The sequence below is a fragment of the Antarctobacter sp. genome, from assembly GCF_034670325.1.
GTDB lineage: Bacteria > Pseudomonadota > Alphaproteobacteria > Rhodobacterales > Rhodobacteraceae > Antarctobacter.
In genome coordinates this window covers 1,008,369-1,025,459 of record NZ_JAXMNR010000001.1, presented here as the reverse complement: position 1 = coordinate 1,025,459, position 17,091 = coordinate 1,008,369, and the positions used below count along the sequence as shown (strand labels likewise).

Annotated in this window: 14 protein-coding genes; 7 read left to right on the top strand and 7 right to left on the bottom strand. The window is 64.1% G+C overall.

The window, feature by feature from the left end; translation table 11 throughout:
* Positions 1-115: 115 nt before the first annotated feature.
* Positions 116-814 (top strand): helix-turn-helix transcriptional regulator, encoded by a 699-nt coding sequence (locus tag VOI21_RS04890; protein ID WP_323768244.1) that lies wholly within the window; start codon positions 116-118, stop codon positions 812-814.
* A 167-nt stretch (positions 815-981) separates the two neighbouring features.
* Here VOI21_RS04890 and VOI21_RS04885 read toward each other — a convergent pair whose 3' ends face one another.
* Positions 982-2,094 (bottom strand): S-(hydroxymethyl)glutathione dehydrogenase/class III alcohol dehydrogenase, encoded by a 1,113-nt coding sequence (locus VOI21_RS04885; RefSeq protein WP_323768242.1) that lies wholly within the window; start codon positions 2,092-2,094, stop codon positions 982-984.
* Between the two features lie 167 nt (positions 2,095-2,261).
* Between VOI21_RS04885 and VOI21_RS04880 the strand changes: the two genes are divergently transcribed.
* Together VOI21_RS04880 and serB are read left to right on the top strand one after the other, a co-directional pair.
* Entirely contained in the window at positions 2,262-3,920 is a 1,659-nt protein-coding gene (locus VOI21_RS04880; RefSeq protein ID WP_323768240.1) for a DNA polymerase Y family protein, read from the top strand.
* Positions 3,921-4,065: 145 nt separating this feature from the next.
* Positions 4,066-4,935, top strand: coding sequence for a phosphoserine phosphatase SerB (serB, locus tag VOI21_RS04875; protein WP_323768238.1), 870 nt, complete (start codon positions 4,066-4,068; stop codon positions 4,933-4,935).
* Positions 4,936-5,018: 83 nt separating this feature from the next.
* On the opposite strand, the gene VOI21_RS04870 is transcribed toward serB, so the two are convergent.
* Positions 5,019-6,014, bottom strand: a complete 996-nt coding sequence (locus VOI21_RS04870) for an asparaginase (RefSeq protein WP_323768236.1) — start codon at positions 6,012-6,014, stop codon at positions 5,019-5,021.
* Between the two features lie 168 nt (positions 6,015-6,182).
* On the opposite strand from VOI21_RS04870, the gene VOI21_RS04865 reads away from it, so the two are divergent.
* The 4 genes from VOI21_RS04865 to cueR all read left to right on the top strand — a co-directional run bounded on the left by VOI21_RS04865 (position 6,183) and on the right by cueR (position 10,974).
* A complete protein-coding gene (locus VOI21_RS04865; protein WP_323768234.1) occupies positions 6,183-6,710 on the top strand; it encodes an invasion associated locus B family protein in 528 nt (175 codons plus the stop codon).
* Between the two features lie 144 nt (positions 6,711-6,854).
* Entirely contained in the window at positions 6,855-8,039 is a 1,185-nt protein-coding gene (gene rlmN, locus VOI21_RS04860; RefSeq protein WP_323768232.1) for a 23S rRNA (adenine(2503)-C(2))-methyltransferase RlmN, read from the top strand.
* An 80-nt stretch (positions 8,040-8,119) separates the two neighbouring features.
* Positions 8,120-10,588: a heavy metal translocating P-type ATPase gene (locus VOI21_RS04855; RefSeq protein WP_323768230.1), complete on the top strand. Its 2,469-nt coding sequence runs from the start codon at positions 8,120-8,122 to the stop codon at positions 10,586-10,588.
* Positions 10,585-10,974, top strand: a complete 390-nt coding sequence (gene cueR, locus VOI21_RS04850; protein ID WP_323768228.1) for a Cu(I)-responsive transcriptional regulator — start codon at positions 10,585-10,587, stop codon at positions 10,972-10,974. The genes VOI21_RS04855 and cueR overlap by 4 nt, the downstream gene beginning before the upstream one ends.
* Before the next feature lie 34 nt (positions 10,975-11,008).
* Here the strand turns inward: cueR and VOI21_RS04845 are convergent, their stop codons facing one another.
* Genes VOI21_RS04845 through VOI21_RS04825 form a run of 5 tightly spaced genes read right to left on the bottom strand, consistent with a single transcriptional unit; the run spans position 11,009 to position 17,081 of the window.
* Positions 11,009-12,340 carry an FAD-binding oxidoreductase gene (locus tag VOI21_RS04845; RefSeq protein ID WP_323768226.1) on the bottom strand — a complete coding sequence of 444 codons (1,332 nt, stop codon included), beginning with the start codon at positions 12,338-12,340 and terminating at the stop codon, positions 11,009-11,011.
* A gap of 52 nt (positions 12,341-12,392) precedes the next feature.
* Positions 12,393-13,940 (bottom strand): trimethylamine methyltransferase family protein, encoded by a 1,548-nt coding sequence (locus VOI21_RS04840; protein WP_323768223.1) that lies wholly within the window; start codon positions 13,938-13,940, stop codon positions 12,393-12,395.
* A 39-nt stretch (positions 13,941-13,979) separates the two neighbouring features.
* Complete coding sequence (locus tag VOI21_RS04835; RefSeq protein ID WP_323768221.1) at positions 13,980-15,470, bottom strand: aldehyde dehydrogenase; 1,491 nt, start codon at positions 15,468-15,470, stop codon at positions 13,980-13,982.
* Positions 15,467-16,375, bottom strand: a complete 909-nt coding sequence (locus VOI21_RS04830; RefSeq protein ID WP_323768219.1) for a dihydrodipicolinate synthase family protein — start codon at positions 16,373-16,375, stop codon at positions 15,467-15,469. The genes VOI21_RS04835 and VOI21_RS04830 overlap by 4 nt, the downstream gene beginning before the upstream one ends.
* Positions 16,365-17,081: a GntR family transcriptional regulator gene (locus VOI21_RS04825; RefSeq protein ID WP_323768217.1), complete on the bottom strand. Its 717-nt coding sequence runs from the start codon at positions 17,079-17,081 to the stop codon at positions 16,365-16,367. Before VOI21_RS04825 ends, VOI21_RS04830 begins: the two co-directional genes overlap by 11 nt.
* Positions 17,082-17,091 lie beyond the last annotated feature (10 nt).

Below are 17,091 nucleotides of genomic sequence, written 5' to 3'. Positions count from 1 at the left end.
CCGGATGGCGGCCTTCACTCGCGCTTGGTGCCGCCAAGTTCATATTGATAAATATGACATTATGTGTCCCATTTGATTCATGGCACGGACAAATGCGCATGACAGGCTCAGACGGATGGAGCTGCTGGCCGTGCAGCTGAAGCAGGACGCGCATTGCACGGTCAGGGATCTGGCGCTTCAGCACGGTGTCAGCGCGCGGACCATTGCGCGGGATCTGGCGCTCATGCGGGAACAAGGCATGCAGATTGACGCCGACCGCGGACGCGGGGGTGGCGTGCGCCTTGACCGAAACTGGGGCGTCGGACGGATGAACCTGGCTTATTCTGAGGCGGTCGATCTGCTGATCAGTATTGCGGTCGCAGAACAGATGAACTCGCCCATGTTTCTGGCGAGCCTTGGGTCCGTTCGGCGGCAATTGGTGGCGTCGTTCTCGCCGGAAAAACGCAACAAGGTGAACCGCCTGAAATCCCGCATTATGATTGGTGTCACCGCGTCAACTTTTGTGCAGGCGAGCGCCAACGCCCCACCGAACCGGGTTGTGCAGGCGTTGCATCAGGCCTTTGTCGATCAGGAAATCCTAGAGATTCGATACAAAAGAGAGGATGGCGAAACGTCCGGGCGGCACATCGAGCCCCATTACCTTTTGCTGAAATATCCAATTTGGTACGTCGTGGCCTTTGACCATCTCAGAAAGGGTCCAAGGACTTTTCGGTGTGATCGAATGCTTTCTGCCCGGACGACGGGAACCCATTTCCGATTGCTGCCAAAAGAAGAGTTTGGATCCTCTTTGTCCGACGACGACCTTTCAATGTGAGTGTTCCACAGATAGCGCCGCAGCCCGCCACCAATTGAGCGGGATACAACGACGGTTTGACCCGCACACCCGCACTTCCATTCCAAAATAAAACGCCGGTCCCACCCGGAACCGGCGTTCTATCTTGCGTAGGGCGGGGTTTACCCCGCCGCCCCGGTCAACTGCCTTCAGAACACCACAACCGCGCGGATCGATTCACCCGCGTGCATCAGGTCAAAACCCTTGTTGATCTCGTCCAGCGTCAGGGTATGCGTGATCATCGGGTCGATCTCGATCTTGCCGTCCATGTACCAGTCGACGATCTTGGGCACATCGGTGCGGCCCCGCGCGCCGCCGAAAGCTGTACCGCGCCAAACCCGCCCGGTGACCAGTTGGAACGGCCGCGTCGAAATCTCGGCCCCTGCCGGTGCCACGCCGATGACGATGCTTTCGCCCCAGCCCTTGTGCGCTGCTTCCAACGCGGTGCGCATCACGTTGACGTTGCCGGTGGCGTCAAAGGTGTAGTCGGCGCCGCCCTTGGTCAGTTCGACCAGATGCGCCACCAGATCGCCCTCAACCTCCGAGGGGTTCACAAAGTCGGTCATGCCGAAATGCTCGGCCATCGGCTTTTTGTCGTTGTTCAGATCCACGCCGACGATCTGATCCGCCCCCGCCAGCCGCAGGCCCTGAATGACGTTCAGGCCGATCCCGCCCAGACCAAAGACAATCCCCCGGCTGCCGATCTCCACCTTGGCGGTGTTGATCACCGCACCGATGCCAGTGGTGACACCGCAGCCGATATAACAAACCTTGTCGAATGGCGCGTCAGGGTTGATCTTGGCCAGCGCGATTTCCGGCAGGACCGTGTGATTGGCGAAGGTCGAACAGCCCATGTAATGCAGGATCGGTGTGCCATCGAGCATCGAAAACCGTGAGGTGCCGTCCGGCATCAGCCCCTTGCCTTGCGTCGAGCGGATCGCCTGACAGAGGTTGGTCTTGGGGTTCAGACAGTATTCGCACTGACGGCATTCCGGCGTGTAAAGCGGGATCACATGATCGCCCGGCTTCAGGCTGGTCACGCCTTCGCCCACCTCCAGCACCACGCCCGCGCCCTCGTGGCCAAGGATCGCCGGGAACAGACCCTCGGGGTCGGCGCCGGACCGGGTGAATTCATCGGTGTGACAGATGCCCGTCGCCTTGATCTCGACCAGAACCTCACCAGCCTTCGGTCCCTCAAGGTTCACTTCCATGATTTCCAGCGGTTTGCCGGCCTCAAGGGCCACGGCGGCACGTGTGCGCATGTTCTATCCTTCCAGTGGAATATGTTTTCCCCGACTCTGAGGCAATCAGAGCGCCGCCGCAAGCATCCTGCGCCACCGGCATGGATCTCGGGCAGCCCCGGTGCCAGACTCGACTCCCCGTCTCACCGCATCTAGAACAAAAAGAGAACACACGGTCACGATTCCCCATGCCCAACCGCCGCATCCTCTCGCTCTGGTTCCCCCGCCTTGGCGCCGAACGCCTGATCCGGACAGATCCGCATCTGGCAGAAGTCCCCTTTGCCACCGCGGCACAGCAGGGGCCCGCTCAGGTGCTGGGCGCGCTGTCGCTGGCCGCCTCGCGGGCCGGGTTGCGCAGCGGCCAGCCATTGCGCGACGCCCATGCCATGTGCGCCGGGTTGATCACCCGCCCCGCCCAGCCCCGGCGCGAAGAGGCGTTTCTGGGCGCGCTGCACCGCTGGGCGGGCAAGTTCTCGCCCTGGGTGGCCTCGGATGCGCCCGACGGGCTGGTGATCGACCTCACCGGCTGCGCGCATCTCTTTGGCGGAGAGGAACCACTGGCACAGCAGGTCACGCAGGACTGCGCCGATCTGGGCCTGACGGTCTGTTTCGGCATCGCCGACACGCTGGGCGCGGCATGGGCGCTGGCGCGGTTCTCAAAGCAGGACGCGGCCCACGCCCGCTCTGGCGACGCCATCGACCAAGAGGCCCCCGCCACCCGCGCCCGCGCGGGCAAACGTCGCCACTGGGAACGCGGCGGCACCGCCCCAACACGCAGCGCCCCCACCGGCACCGAAAAAACCCGCATCGCGCCACCCGGCCAGACCCGCGATGCGCTGGCACCGCTGCCCGTCGCGGCGCTGCGGCTGGACCCGCAGGTGACCGAACAGCTTGCCCGCCTCGGACTGCGCCGCGTGGGTGACCTGCTGAATCAGCCCCGCGCGCCACTGGCCCGCCGCTTTGGTCGTGGCCTTGTCGACCGGCTGGATCAAGCCACTGGGGCCGTGCCTGAACCCGTCTCGCCCGCGATTCCGTCAGACCGTTTCGCCGTGCGCATGTCGTTCCCCGACCCCATCGGGTTCGAGGAGGACGTGGCCGAGGCGCTGTCACGCATGACCGAACAGCTCTGTGCCATGCTCGATGCCAAATCGCGCGGTGCCCGCGTCCTACGGATAGAGGCGCACCGTTGCGACCACCAGATGCACTGGCAAACCATCACCAGCGCCAGCGCCAGCGCCCAGCCGCACCGGTTGATGCCCCTGATCCGTCTCAAGCTCCCCCAGATCGACGCCGGCCCCGGCATCGACATGCTGCGGATCGAGGCAGTGCACCACGAACCCCGACAGGGACGCACCCGCAGCGGTCATCTTGAGGCTGCCCAGCGCGGCAGCCGCCGCCTGCAGGGCGGCGCGGCACTTGAGGATCTGGTCAGCCGCCTCGGCGCGCGACTGGGGATGGAGGCCATCACCCGCCGCGCCCCCGCCTCCAGCCACATCCCCGAAAAATCCGCCCTGACCCTCGCCGCCGCATGGTCCGAAGCCGCGCGCGACTGGCCTACGCCACAAGTGCTCCGCCCGCTGCTGCTCTGGCGACCGGAACCGGTAACCGCCCCCGACCAGCCGCACCCACCGCAGGCCTTCCGTTGGCGCGGACGCGACTGGCAGGCCAAGGCGCAAACCGGCCCCGAACGCATCGCCCCGGAATGGTGGCTCGACGATCCCGAATGGCGCTCTGGCCCGCGCGACTATTGGCGCATCGACACCGACCGCGGCGACCAGCTCTGGCTGTTTTACGCCCACGGCGGCGCGACCTCTCCCGGCTGGTTCTGCCACGGCAGCTTTGCCTGACACCCCCCCCCGGTTTCTTCTGTCCCAAAATACCCCGGGGGAGGCTCCTGCAGGGAGACGGGGGCAGCGCCCCCCCCCCCCGCCAACACTGGCCAAGCACGTCCTCCCATGCCAAAAGCGCCCCGACCACGAAGGAGCGCCGCTCATGTTCATCGCCACACTCATCGCCAAGCCCGGCCAACTGGACCCGGCATTGGTGGAAAATCTCCGTAACGCGCTTGGCGGCGGCAATGCGGACTGGCTCTCGCCTGACGAGGCGGCGGAATTCCCACTGGAAGCCCTGCCCACAAACCTCGAAGAAATCCGCACCTCGATTGCCGACATGGCCGATCTCAACATCCTGCCCACCGAAAACCGCCGCAAAAAGATGCTGCTGGCGGACATGGACAGCACCATGATCCAGCAGGAGTGTATCGACGAACTGGCCGAAGAGGCGGGCGTGGGTGCCCACGTCAAGGACATCACCGCTCGTGCCATGAACGGTGAGCTGGACTTCGAAGCGGCGCTGATCGAGCGGGTCAGACTGCTCAAGGGCCTGCCGGAGACGGTCATCGACAAAGTGGTCGAGACGCGCATCACCCTAATGCCCGGCGGCCAGACCCTGCTGGACACGATGCACACACAGGGCGCGCGCCGCGTGCTGGTCTCGGGCGGGTTCACCGCCTTCACCACCCGCGTCTCGGGCCTGCTGGGCTTTGACGAGAACCGCGCCAACACGCTGCTCATAGAGAATGAAAAGCTGACAGGCGAGGTTGGCCGCCCGATTCTGGGACGTGAGGCCAAGGTCCAGGCGCTGGAAGAGATCACCGCACGCTTGGGTATCACAGAGGCGGATGTCATCGCCGTGGGCGACGGGGCCAATGACCTCGGGATGCTGGGCCGCGCAGGGATGGGCGTCGCCCTGCATGCCAAACCCAGTGTTCAGGCCCAGTGCGATCTCCGCGTGAACCACGGCGACCTGACTGCACTGCTCTACCTGCAAGGCTATGCCAAAAGCGATTTCGCCGAAACCTGAGATCCCGTCCCGGGCTTACCCCGGGACCCCATGCGCGCCCGCCAGAAACCCCGGATGAAATCCGGAGCACGGCCGCGCCGCCCTTATCCCGCCAGACCCGCTACGGGGCGGATCTCTCCAGTCATCAGCCCGTCCCAGTTGCGCACCGGCGGGTTCAGGAACCGCGCCACATCCGGGTGCGCGGCGTCCAAAACCCCCAAACGCACCAGTAGCGCGGCTATCACGCAATCCGACGCCCGTGTTGCGCCATCGATGATCTTGACGGCGAGGCCCATGCCCCGTTTCGGCAGGATGGCCACAAAATAGCCCTCGGCCCCAGTCTTGATCGCCACGGGCTCCTTGGCCGCCTGCATCAAGAGCGTGCAGGCCCGGCCCTCCCCCGCCACCAGCATCGGATGCGCGATCATCGCCTCAACCAATTGCGCCGCCGCGCGCGACTGCGCATCGCCGCGCGTCCCGGCACTGGCGTAAAACGCCATCGCCCGCGCCATACCCACCATCGTGGTGGCGAAATTCGGCGCGGAACAGCCGTCGATGCCGAATCCGGGGCTGGTCTGCCCCGTCACCTCTTCGAATGCCTCCCGGCAGGCCATCTGAACAGGGTGAGCGGGGTCTACGTAATCCGGCCCCGCCTTGAGGTGCTGTGTCAGCGTCAGGAACCCCGTGTGCTTACCCGAGCAGTTGTTGTGAACCCGTCCGGGCACGCGCGCCTCGCGAATCATCTGGTGCCGCAATTCCTTGTCTCTGGAGGCTTGCGGACCGCAAATCAGGTCATGCTCGGACAAACCGCGCTCTGCCAACCACGCCTCGACCAGCCGTGTGTGCAGCGGCGCGCCCTCATGGCTGGCACAGGCCAGCGCCAGCCGGTCCGCCCCTAGCCCGGCCTCGCGCGCCGCCCCCGAAGACACCAGCGGCAACGCCTGAATCATCTTCGAAGAGCTTCTCGGCAGCACCACAGCCTCTGGATCGCCCCAAGACTCGACAATTTGCCCTGTCGCATCGCAGATCACGGCATGACCCGAATGCGCACTTTCAATCACCGGTCCGCGATGAATCTCGACCATGGGTTCCGCTGTCATCCAATGACCTCCAAGACTTGAGCGAATATCTGCCACCGGGGCTTTTACGCCTCGGTTCTTTCAGGCTATTGTCCCGCCGTCGAGATAAAAACCCAGTAACGCATCCTGCATCAGGAACGTGCGGATCGTGCGGGACATTTGAGGTAAAGAACGCTGGAGGCGGCAGGAATGATGTCAGGTCTTGGTCGGGGATTGGGCGCACTGGCGGTTTTGCTGTGCGCAACCGCAGCAGGCGCTCAGGATAGCAGCACGGCGCGCGTGGACGCCATGACGGACTGGTCGGTCTTTGAAGAGGCCAGCCCGCGGGAATGCTGGGCAGTGACCACCTACAAGGAAAGCGTCAACACCAAGGACGGTCGCGTAGTCGCGGTGACGCGCGGTGAAATTCTGTTGATGGTCTTTTATCGCCCCGAAGCGGGCGTAAAGGGTCAGGTGGCCTTTACCGGCGGCTATCCTTTCGCCACCGGTTCGACGGTGAACATGGCCATCGGCGACACCGAGTTCGAACTGTACACCGAAGGCGAGTGGGCTTGGCCCGCGACCCCTCAGGACGACGTCAAGCTGATCACAGCGATGAAGCGCGGTGCAGATGCCGTGGTCACCGCCGTGTCCAGCCGTGGGACAGAGACCAAGGACACCTTCTCGTTGCTCGGCTTCACCGCTGCGATCGAAGACGCGGACAAGCGCTGTTCCTGACACTATGTCCGGCCCAGTTCGGGTCGGATGACGATATGACGACAAACACAGCAAGGGCCGCATGACCTCGTGTCATCCGGCCCTTTGGCATTCGCCCGCGAATCCTGTATACGGCAGGCTTCGCGCCAGACAGGAGCCCCTCGCATGACTGCGACGACGCCCATCACCCAGGACCTCGTGACCATCCCCCGCAAGCTGCCGGAGGGACCGGTCAACCTGATCGGACTGACCCGCCCGCTCCTGCGTGAGGCGCTGCTGACGGCTGGCACGCCCGAAAAGCAGGTCAAGATGCGGGTGAACCAGCTTTGGCAGTGGCTGTACCATTGGGGCGTGCGCGATTTCGACTCGATGACCAATCTGGCGAAACCCTATCGCGCCATGCTGGCGGAGAACTTTGTGATCTCTCTGCCAGAGGTCGTGTCGAAACAGGTCTCTGCCGATGGCACGCGCAAATATCTTGTCCGCATCGCGGGCGGGCATGAGGTCGAGGTGGTCTATATCCCCGAGGCGGATCGCGGCACGCTGTGTATCTCCAGCCAAGTGGGCTGCACCCTGACCTGCTCCTTTTGCCACACCGGCACGCAGAAACTGGTCCGCAATCTGACCCCCGGCGAAATCGTTGGTCAGATCATGCTGGCGCGCGACGATCTGGACGAATGGCCCGCACCGGGCACTGGCACGGGCGTCGATGGCCCGCGTCTGCTGTCGAACATCGTGCTTATGGGCATGGGAGAGCCGCTGTATAACTTTGAAGGCGTCCGCGACGCGATGAACATCGCCATGGACGGCGAGGGCATCGCCTTGTCGCGCCGCCGCATCACCCTGTCCACCTCTGGTGTGGTGCCGGAAATCGCCCGCGCCGCCGAGGAAATCGGCTGTCAACTTGCGGTCAGCTTTCACGCCACCACCGATGAGGTGCGTGACAAGCTGGTGCCGATCAACAAGCGCTGGAACATCAAGACACTGCTGGACACGCTGCGCGAATACCCGCGCCTGTCGAACTCTGAACGTATCACCTTTGAATACGTGATGCTGAAGGATGTGAACGACACCGACGACGATGCGCGCCGCCTTGTCAGCCTCATCAAGGGCATCCCGGCCAAGATCAACCTGATCCCGTTTAACGAATGGCCCGGCGCGCCTTATCAGCGTTCTGACTGGTCCCGGATCGAGAAATTCGCCGACATCATCTACAAGGCTGGATATGCCTCTCCCATCCGCACCCCGCGCGGTGAGGACATCATGGCCGCCTGCGGTCAGCTGAAATCTGCGACCGAACGCGCGCGCAAGTCCCGCGCCCAGATCGCGCAGGAAACCGGCCTCTCCTGATCTGGCGAAAATAAATCGCGGGCAGGCCTTTACCTTCCCGTGACTGGAAGCCCTATATCCAGTCGCAGGAGGCGAGACTCATGAGCGTTTACCGTTTTGAAGTGACCGGAATGACCTGCGGCGGCTGCGCCGGACGGGCCGAACGCGCCTTGGCTGGCGTGCCGGGTGTGGCAGAGGCATCCGTCAACCTCGCCAACCGCATGGCGACGGTCGAGACCGACAAACCCGCCACGGATCTGCGCGACGCGCTGAAAACCGCAGGCTACCCCGCCGCCGAAACCCGCATCCGCCTGAATATCGACGGGATGAGCTGCGCCTCCTGCGTGGGCCGCGTGGAAAGGGCTCTGGCCGCCCTGCCCGGCGTCATCGACGCCCGCGTGAACCTGACCACCCAGACCGCCGAGGTACTGATACTGTCGGGCAGCATCGACCCGGTCACCCTTGCTGGGGCCGTCACCAAAGCCGGATATCCCGCACAAGTGCTGGACGGCGATACCGCCCCCGATCCCGCCGAACGGCAGGCCGAAGAGGCCGCCGCGCTCAAACGTCAGACCCTGATCGCCGGTGCCCTCACCCTGCCCGTCTTCCTTGGCGTCATGGGGGGCCACCTGATCCCCGCCCTGCATCACTGGATCAATGGCACACTGGGTCAATCCGGCTGGTGGATGGTGCAGTTCGTCCTGACGACCTTGGTGCTGATCGGACCCGGACGACGCTTTTACCGCATTGGCTTGCCGCTGTTGGCCAAGGGTACGCCGGACATGAACTCTCTCGTCGCGCTCGGCACGCTGGCCGCATGGGGTTATTCCACCGTTGCGCTCTTTGCCCCCTCCCTGCTGCCGGAGACCGCCCGCGCCGTCTATTTTGAGGCCGCCGCCGTGATCGTCACCCTGATACTGCTGGGCCGCTGGCTGGAGGCGCGCGCCAAGGGCCGTACCGGCGCCGCCATCCGGCACCTGCTGAACCTGCGACCGGACCTTGCCCGCGTGGAACGCGACGGCAAAACGGTCGAGATCCCTTTCGCCGAGTTGCAAAAAGGCGACGTCCTGCAAATCCGCCCCGGCGAACGCATCGCCACTGACGGCGTGGTCCTTTCAGGCCGATCCTATGTCGAGGAAAGCATGGTCACCGGCGAACCCGCCCCGGTGGATAAATCCGAAGGCGCGCAGGTCATCGGCGGCACCGTCAATGGCGCGGGTGCCTTGCGCGTGCAGGCCGAGGCCGTCGGCGCTGACACCGTTCTGTCCCGCATCGTCGCCATGGTCGAACAAGCGCAGGGCGCAAAGCTGCCGATACAGGCGCTCGCCGATAAGGTTGTGCTGTGGTTTGTGCCCGCCGTGCTGGTGATCGCCGCTCTGACGGTGCTGGTCTGGCTCACCTTCGGCCCTGGCCTGACACACGCGCTGGTGGCCGGGGTGTCCGTCCTCATCATCGCCTGCCCCTGCGCCATGGGCCTTGCCACGCCGGTGTCCATCATGGTCGGCACCGGGCGTGCCGCCGAACTGGGCGTACTGTTCCGTAAGGGTGAGGCGCTGCAACGGCTCGACTCGGCCCGTGTCATGGCCTTCGACAAGACCGGCACCCTGACCGAGGGCCGCCCGGCACTGGTCCATGCTGTCGCGGCAAAGGGCTTTGACGCCGATACCATCCTGCGTCTTGCCGCCAGCGCCGAACAAAGCTCGGAACATCCCATCGCCCGTGCGCTGTTGGAGGCGGCTCAGGATGCGCCCGCCCCCGACGAGGTGACGGCGATCCCCGGCCACGGGCTGCGCGCCCATGTCGAAGGACAAGACCTGCTGGTTGGCACCGCCCGCCTGATGGCCCGCGAGGGGGTGGATGTTACACCTCTGTCTGACGCCATGTATGACATGGAAACCGCGGCCCAGACCCCGGTCCTTGTGGCTGTGAACGGGCGCATTGCCGCCGCTTTCGCTGTCGCTGACCGGATCAAACCCGGCGCGCGGGACGCGATCGCCGCGCTGAAACGCGAGGGCGTGCAGGTCGCCATGATCTCGGGCGATGCACGCGCGGTGGCACAGGCCATCGCCCGAGATCTGGGCATCGACCACGTCGAGGCCGAGGTCCTGCCAGAGGGCAAGGTCGAGGCGGTCCGCGCCCTGCGCGAGAAATTCGGCCCTGTCGCCTTTGCCGGCGATGGCATCAACGACGCCCCCGCGCTGGCAGAGGCCGAGGTCGGCCTTGCCATCGGCACCGGCACCGATGTCGCCATCGAAAGCGCCGATGTGGTACTGTCCTCGGGCGCGGTGGCGGGCGCAGTCAATGCGCTGCATGTCAGCCGCGCGGTGATGTCCAACATCCGACAGAACCTTGTCTGGGCCTTTGGTTACAACGTCGCCCTGATCCCGGTCGCGGCGGGGGTGCTTTACCCGTTCACCGGGCTGCTGTTGTCGCCCATGCTGGCCGCCGGGGCGATGGCGCTGTCCTCAGTCTTTGTGCTGACCAACGCCCTGCGCCTGCGCCGCCTGCAAAGCGCGCTGGCCGAGGCGCCCGTCTCCTCGATGCCGCATCCGCAAGAGGCCCACGCATGAACATCGGAGAGGTTGCCAGCCGCTCGGGTCTGCCCGCCAAGACGATCCGCTATTATGAAGACATCGGGTTGGTGACGCCGCCGCGCGACACCAATGGCTATCGCGCCTTCCGAGAGTCCGACCTGCACAAGCTGGCTTTCCTCGCCCGCGCCCGCGCCTTGGGGTTTTCGATCGAGGAGTGCCGCTTGCTGCTCGGTCTTTACGAGGATGAGAGCCGCGCCAGTGCTGACGTCAAACGACTGGCTCAGGAGCACCTTGCCAGCATCGACGAAAAGATTGCCAAGCTTCAGAGCATGCGCGCCACGCTGGCGACACTGGTCCACGCCTGCCACGGCGACGACCGGCCCGACTGTCCGATCTTGCAGGACCTCGCCGAGGGGACCTGACCCCGTCCCGGGGCTGCCCCGAGACCTACGCGTCTCACAGCTCGCGGCCCGCCCGCATCTCTCCCCAGCGCAAGAAAGCCGTCGCACCAATCTGCGCGATGGGCCGCCACGGCAGTTTCTGCGGCGCTGCCTCTGCCAGCATCCCGTCCAGCAGTTCGGACCCGACGCCAGACGCCTGCTCTGCCGCCAGCAGACCCGACAACGTGCCCTTGGCCGTGCCCAAACCGTTCTGGCAACAGGCCGCAAACACCCCCTCTTCGACCTCGCCAAAGGCCGAGACGCCATTGCGCGACAGGCACAGCCGCCCACCCCAGCGATAGTCCATCCCCACCCCCGCAAGCATCGGAAACCGCGCAGCAAACGCCCGGTCATGGTCACGCGCAACCCGTGCCAATTGCACCTCGGAACTTTCCAGTGACGGGTTGAAGGTAAACCTGTTCCGCACAATGATCCGGTCGCCGCCGGTGCCAGAAATACGCCGCACCGTTGTCCCCAGCGGATCAGATGGCGTCACCCCCCATCGCGCGTGCCCGCCCAGCCGCGCACCCTCGTCCGAGGTCAGAACCCGTGTCATCGACGCATAGGTAAACACATGCATCAGCCGCCCGGTGAATTGCCCGAAACTCTCCGCGTGCCCGTTCACCGCCAAAATCACCCGAGGCGTCGTCACCTGACCCTTCGGCGTCTTTGCCACCCAGTTCCCGGCACGCTCTAACGCGACCACCGGCGACTTTTCGTGGATGTGTACCCCGCCTGAAATCAAACCGGCTGCAATACCCCGCACAAACATCGCCGGTTGCAGCATCACCGCCCCCGGCGTGAACAGCCCGCTGCGGTAATATCCGGTTCCGGTCATCTCGCGCATCTGGCCCGCATCCAGCATCTCGCACGGCTCCCGCAGAACCGCCAAGTGCCGCGCGAAATCCACGTTATGCGCATGCCCTTTCCCGGTCGCCGCAGCGTTTACCTTCCCCACTGGATCAAAAGCTTCGCGCGTCAGTCCGTAGTCTTCGACCGCCTTCTTCGCAAATGCGATAGCGTGTCGGTTGGCGCGGATCTGGAACAGATCCCGTTCGATTGCACCGCCATAATCCTCCGAGGTCAGATCATGCGGCAGATCGATCATGAAACCTGAATTGCGCCCCGCAGGTCCCTCGGCCACGCGTCGCGCCTCTAGCATCACGATCCGGTCGCCGGGATGCAGTTGTGCCAAACGCCGCGCCGCTGCCAGCCCGGCCAAACCCGCGCCGATCACCAGCCAGTCCGCCGTAACAGCCCCCTCCAGAGGTTCCGGGGGCGCGGCCGCTGGCAAAAGAGCATTCCAGGCTGCGGCCCCGGGATCGACAGGCAAGCGTTTGATCTTCATGAGACGCTCCGCTTCTTCGCTCTGAAAATACTCAACTGCCCGCCGCCCGCGTTCAATGGTCGTGGTTGAGCGCATCCACCGCCGGGATCTCACGCATCCGCCGCTCCATATAGTCCTTCAAGGCGTCATCCTTGCCAGCCGCGATAGGTGGCATCTGATATTCGCCCAACAGGTCGCGCGTGCGCGTCAGCGCACGCGCGGTGATCTCGACACTGCCTTCGGCGGCCCATTGCTCGATAGAATTGTTGTCGAACATCTCAGGCATGAAAAACGCGCGCTGAAAGTTCTCCAGCGTATGCGGGTGGCCCAGGTAGTGACCGCCGGGCCCGATCTCTGCCACGGCCGCCAGCGCCTCATCGAAATCGTCCCAGCGGATGCCTTCGGCCATGCGGTAGGCCATGGCACACTGTTCAGCATCAACGATGAACTTGGCCATCGAGCAATGCATCCCCGCCTCATTCCAACCTGCCGAGTGCCAGATGTAGTTGGCTCCGGCCATGATAACCGCCTGCAAGGTCGTGGCGCTTTCGTATCCAGCCTGCGCATCAAAGGTCTTGGCCCCGCCCAGCGTGTTGGATGTCCGCCAAGGCACCCGGTAGAATCGTGCCATCTGGCCGATCATAAAGTTCATTAGGCTGATTTCCGGCGTTCCCGCCATCGGTGCGCCGGACTTCATGCTGACGGTCGACAGGTAGTGCCCGTAGATCGCGGGACAGCCTTTGCGGATCACCTGCGTATAGGCCAGCGCGCTCAACGCCTCGGCGTTCAATTGCGCCACCGTTGGCGCGACAGAGGCAGGCGTATTCGCCCCGCCCAGCACGAAAGGAGAGCAAAGCACCGGCTGGTTGCGACGGCAAAAGGCCCGCATTGCCCCCAGCATCGTCTCATCCCAGACCAGAGGAGAGTTGCCGTTGCAGTTGCCGGTCGTGACGGCGTGCGTCTCCAAGTAGTCCTCGCCAAAGAGGACGGCACACATGTCCATCACGTCCTCGGCGTTTTTGGGGCTGGTGGTCATCCCCATAAAGGTCTTGTCGGAATGGATCATCGACGAATAGGTAATCGCAAGGTGCCTGTGTGACACCGGCAGGTCGCAGGGTTCAACGATGTGATGCGCGCTGGAATGCATCGCGGGCAGCATGTGGCTGAGTTTGTGAAAGTTTGACAGGTCCGCCATGGTCGGCACCCGTCGCACGTCATCCAGATCGCGCAGGAAAGGCGCGCCGGTCATCGGCACGAATATCGAATGATCCAGCCCGAAAGGCAGATCATTCGCCGGGTTGCGCGCGTGGTAGGTAAAGCTTTCCGGGATCGTCGATATCAGCTCGCGCACCATGTGGCGGTCAAGGTAGACGGTTTCGCCTACCACCTTGGCCCCGGCGCGGCGCCAATCCTCCAGCGCGATCGGGTCCCGAAACACGACGCCCACGTTTTCAAGAATATGCATGGACGCGGCGTCGATCCGCGTGATCTGCTCCATGTCCATCGGCTCGACCAGCGGCAGGCGGCGTTTGAGCGCTGGCAACATGTTGACGTCACGGGTCTCGCGGACGGCCTTGCGGGCACCACGGCCACGACGGACCGGACGGGCGGGGACGTTCATGGGCGCGGCTCCTTATTTGGCGGCGGGGGAAACCCCGCCTTACGCCAGATTGTCAGCGTCGTTCGGGTCACTCAGGTCGACCCAGATGGTCTTGAGTTCGGTGTACTGGTCAAAGGCGTGCACGCCGTTGTCACGCCCGCCGAAGCCGGATTGTTTGTACCCGCCGAAGGGTGTGCTGATGTCGCCCTCACCATAGCAGTTCACGGTCACGGTCCCCGCGCGGATAGTGCGTGCAGCGCGCAGCGCCGTGCGCGCATTGGCACTGAACACGCTGGCGGCCAGCCCATAGTCGGTGTCGTTGGCAAGGGCCAAGGCCTCTTCCGTGCTGGCGACCTCAATCACGCTCAGGATCGGGCCAAAGATTTCCTCGCGGGCGCGGGGGTCGTCCCTGCTCACCTCGTAAACTGTAGGCGGCAGAAATGGCCCCTCCGCCGCGCCGCCGGCCAATGCAGGACCACCCAGATAGCTGGCCACCTTGGCGCAATGATCGGCGTCGATCAGCGCGCCCAGATGGTTCTGCGGGTCCAGCGGATCACCCGTCTTCCAGTCGCGCAGACGTGCCAGCAGACGGTCCATCAACGGTGCCTTGACCGCCTTGTGTACGATCAGCCGCGACCCGGCGGAACAGTTCTCACCCATGTTCCAGAAAGCCGCATTGGCGACATGCCCGGCCACCAGATCAAGGTTTTCGGCATCCTCCAGCACCACCGCAGGGTTCTTGCCGCCGCATTCCAGTACAACCTTTTTCAGGTTCGAATCCGCCGCGTAGTGCAGAAACCGCCGCCCCGTTTCGGTCGAGCCGGTAAAGCTGACCATATCGACCCCCATGTGGCGGCCCAGTGGTTCGCCCACGGACGGCCCATCGCCAGGCAATACCTGCAAGACCCCGCGCGGCAACCCTGCCTCCATTGCCAGTTCAGCGATACGCAACGCGGTCAATGAGGTCTGCTCAGCCGGTTTCACGATCACCGAACAGCCCGCCGCCAAGGCGGGACCGATTTTCCACGCCAGCATCAACAGTGGAAAATTCCAAGGCAAGATCGCAGCCACCACGCCGATGGGTTCGCGCACAATCAGGGAAATCGCGTCGTCGCCCGCCGGACCGGTTTGATCGTACAACTTGTCGATCGCCTCGGCGTGCCACTTGATCGTATGGATCGCCTCGGGCACGTCGACCAACTCACAGTCCCGGATCGGCTTGCCCGACTCGAGGCTTTCCATCACCGCCAGTTCCCGCCGGTTCCGGGTCATCAGCTTGCACAGACGGATCAGCGCATCCTTACGCTCGGAGGGATGCAGGCGCGCCCAGCGCCCCTGATCAAAGGCTTCACGCGCCTTTTCAACCGCCAGATCCACATCCGCCGCATCCGCGGTACAGATTTGCGCCAGTTCCTCTCCGGTGGCCGGGTTCGACGTGACCATCGTTGCGCCCCTGCCACGGCGGAACTTGCCGTCGATAAAGGGCGTGGCCGGAAAGGTCAGGTCGGCGGCGATGGCGGCATAGTCCGCGCGGGTCAGCAGATCGGTCATGCAAGGGCCCCTTCGATGGCGGCAATGGCCGTGTTCATGGTGCGAATGACCGCTTCCAGCTCGCGCTTGTCATCCGTGGTCAGCGGCTGCAACGGACGGCGCGGCGGGCCCGCGTCGATGCCGCGCAGGGTCAGCCCGTGCTTGATGCACTGGATAAACTTGCCGCCCTGTTCCAGCACGCGCATCAGCGGCAACATGGCCGACATGATCGCCCGCCCCTTGGCGAAATCACCTTGGACGGCGCAGGCCCGGTAGAGCACGATATGCGCCTCGGGCGCAAAGTTCGACCCGGCGCAAACCCAGCTGCGCGCGCCCCATGCAAAGAATTCCAGTGCCTGATCGTCCATCCCGCAGCTCAGCGCGATATGCGGATAGTCGCGCGCCAGCATGTGCAGCCGGTTGATGTCGCCAGAGCTTTCCTTGATCGCGCAGAAATTGGCTGATCGGCCAAGGCGGTCCAGCGTTTCCTCGTCCATATTCACTGACATGCGGCCAGGGTAGTTGTACAACATCACCGGCAGGTTCGCGGCGCGGTCGATGGCCAGTGCGTGCAGCGCAATTTCCCGCGCGGTCGGATAGGCATAAGGTGGCGTTGCGATCAGGATGGCGTCCGCCTCGATTTCCTTTGCCGCTTTGGCAAAGACGATGGCGTCCTCGGTCCGGATCGCCCCGGTGCCGACGATCATCGGCACGCGCCCCGCGATCAATGCCTTGACGCGGGACATCAAATCCAGCCGTTCCTCTGTGGTCTGGGCGTAATATTCCCCCGTCGTCCCCGCGACGATGATCCCGTTGACCCCCGCCGCCACCAAGAACTCCACCGCCTCGGCCAAAGCCGTCTCATTCAATGAAAAATCCGCGTGATACGGCGTGACCAGCGGGGTGTAGATGCCCTCAAACCGCATTGTTTCGCGCCTCTTTCAAAGCATCGAAACTCACCACGTCCAGCGGCAGCGGATCGGGACGGACAAAGCGTTCCATCCGGTCGCGCGACAGATCCCAGTGTTGCAGGGTCAGGTCGATGGCCACATCCGGTGCCTGACCTTCGATGGCAGCGATCATCGCGTCATGTTGCTGCGCCGCCTTCTTGACCAGCTTCTTTTCCTTCTTCGTCGCGGGGCGATAGAAGGTCTGGCTCAATCGAGTGTGGTCAATCAGCATCCTGCAAAGCGCGGGCATCAAGTAGGGGTTGGCCGCCATCTCGCCGATCTGGCGGTGGAACGCGTGGTTTTCCAGCGCAGCGGCGGCGCTGTCTTCGCCCTCGGTCGCGGTCAGAAAACGCGCCTGCGTCTCTTTCAAACCAGCGATCTGGTCGCTGCGCCGGTTCTCGGCAGCCAAGCGGGCGGTGGTGGCATAGACCAACGGGGCGGTCTGAAAGAACGTTCGCATGATCGCCAGATCCATCGACGTGACACGCGCACCCCTGTTGGTTTCCAGCCGTAGATACCCCTCCCCCGCCAGCACCTGAAAGATCTCGCGCAGCGGCGTGCGGGATAAGCCGTACTCACGGGCGATCTGGGTTTCATCCAGTTCGGTCCCGGGCGCGAGGTCCAGGCTCAGGATGCGGGCCTTCAGGGCATCGCGGCAGGCGGTCTTATTGGTGACGGTCATGGCGGCTCCT

Excerpts from the sequence above, each read along its gene's own strand:
- VOI21_RS04890 (WP_323768244.1), top strand. The coding sequence starts at position 116 with ATGGAGCTGCTGGCCGTGCAGCTGAAGCAGGACGCGCATTGCACGGTC.
- VOI21_RS04885 (WP_323768242.1), bottom strand. The coding sequence starts at position 2,094 with ATGCGCACACGTGCCGCCGTGGCCCTTGAGGCCGGCAAACCGCTGGAA.
- VOI21_RS04880 (WP_323768240.1), top strand. The coding sequence starts at position 2,262 with ATGCCCAACCGCCGCATCCTCTCGCTCTGGTTCCCCCGCCTTGGCGCC.
- serB (WP_323768238.1), top strand. The coding sequence starts at position 4,066 with ATGTTCATCGCCACACTCATCGCCAAGCCCGGCCAACTGGACCCGGCA.
- VOI21_RS04870 (WP_323768236.1), bottom strand. The coding sequence starts at position 6,014 with ATGACAGCGGAACCCATGGTCGAGATTCATCGCGGACCGGTGATTGAA.
- VOI21_RS04865 (WP_323768234.1), top strand. The coding sequence starts at position 6,183 with ATGATGTCAGGTCTTGGTCGGGGATTGGGCGCACTGGCGGTTTTGCTG.
- rlmN (WP_323768232.1), top strand. The coding sequence starts at position 6,855 with ATGACTGCGACGACGCCCATCACCCAGGACCTCGTGACCATCCCCCGC.
- VOI21_RS04855 (WP_323768230.1), top strand. The coding sequence starts at position 8,120 with ATGAGCGTTTACCGTTTTGAAGTGACCGGAATGACCTGCGGCGGCTGC.
- cueR (WP_323768228.1), top strand. The coding sequence starts at position 10,585 with ATGAACATCGGAGAGGTTGCCAGCCGCTCGGGTCTGCCCGCCAAGACG.
- VOI21_RS04845 (WP_323768226.1), bottom strand. The coding sequence starts at position 12,340 with ATGAAGATCAAACGCTTGCCTGTCGATCCCGGGGCCGCAGCCTGGAAT.
- VOI21_RS04840 (WP_323768223.1), bottom strand. The coding sequence starts at position 13,940 with ATGAACGTCCCCGCCCGTCCGGTCCGTCGTGGCCGTGGTGCCCGCAAG.
- VOI21_RS04835 (WP_323768221.1), bottom strand. The coding sequence starts at position 15,470 with ATGACCGATCTGCTGACCCGCGCGGACTATGCCGCCATCGCCGCCGAC.
- VOI21_RS04830 (WP_323768219.1), bottom strand. The coding sequence starts at position 16,375 with ATGCGGTTTGAGGGCATCTACACCCCGCTGGTCACGCCGTATCACGCG.
- VOI21_RS04825 (WP_323768217.1), bottom strand. The coding sequence starts at position 17,081 with ATGACCGTCACCAATAAGACCGCCTGCCGCGATGCCCTGAAGGCCCGC.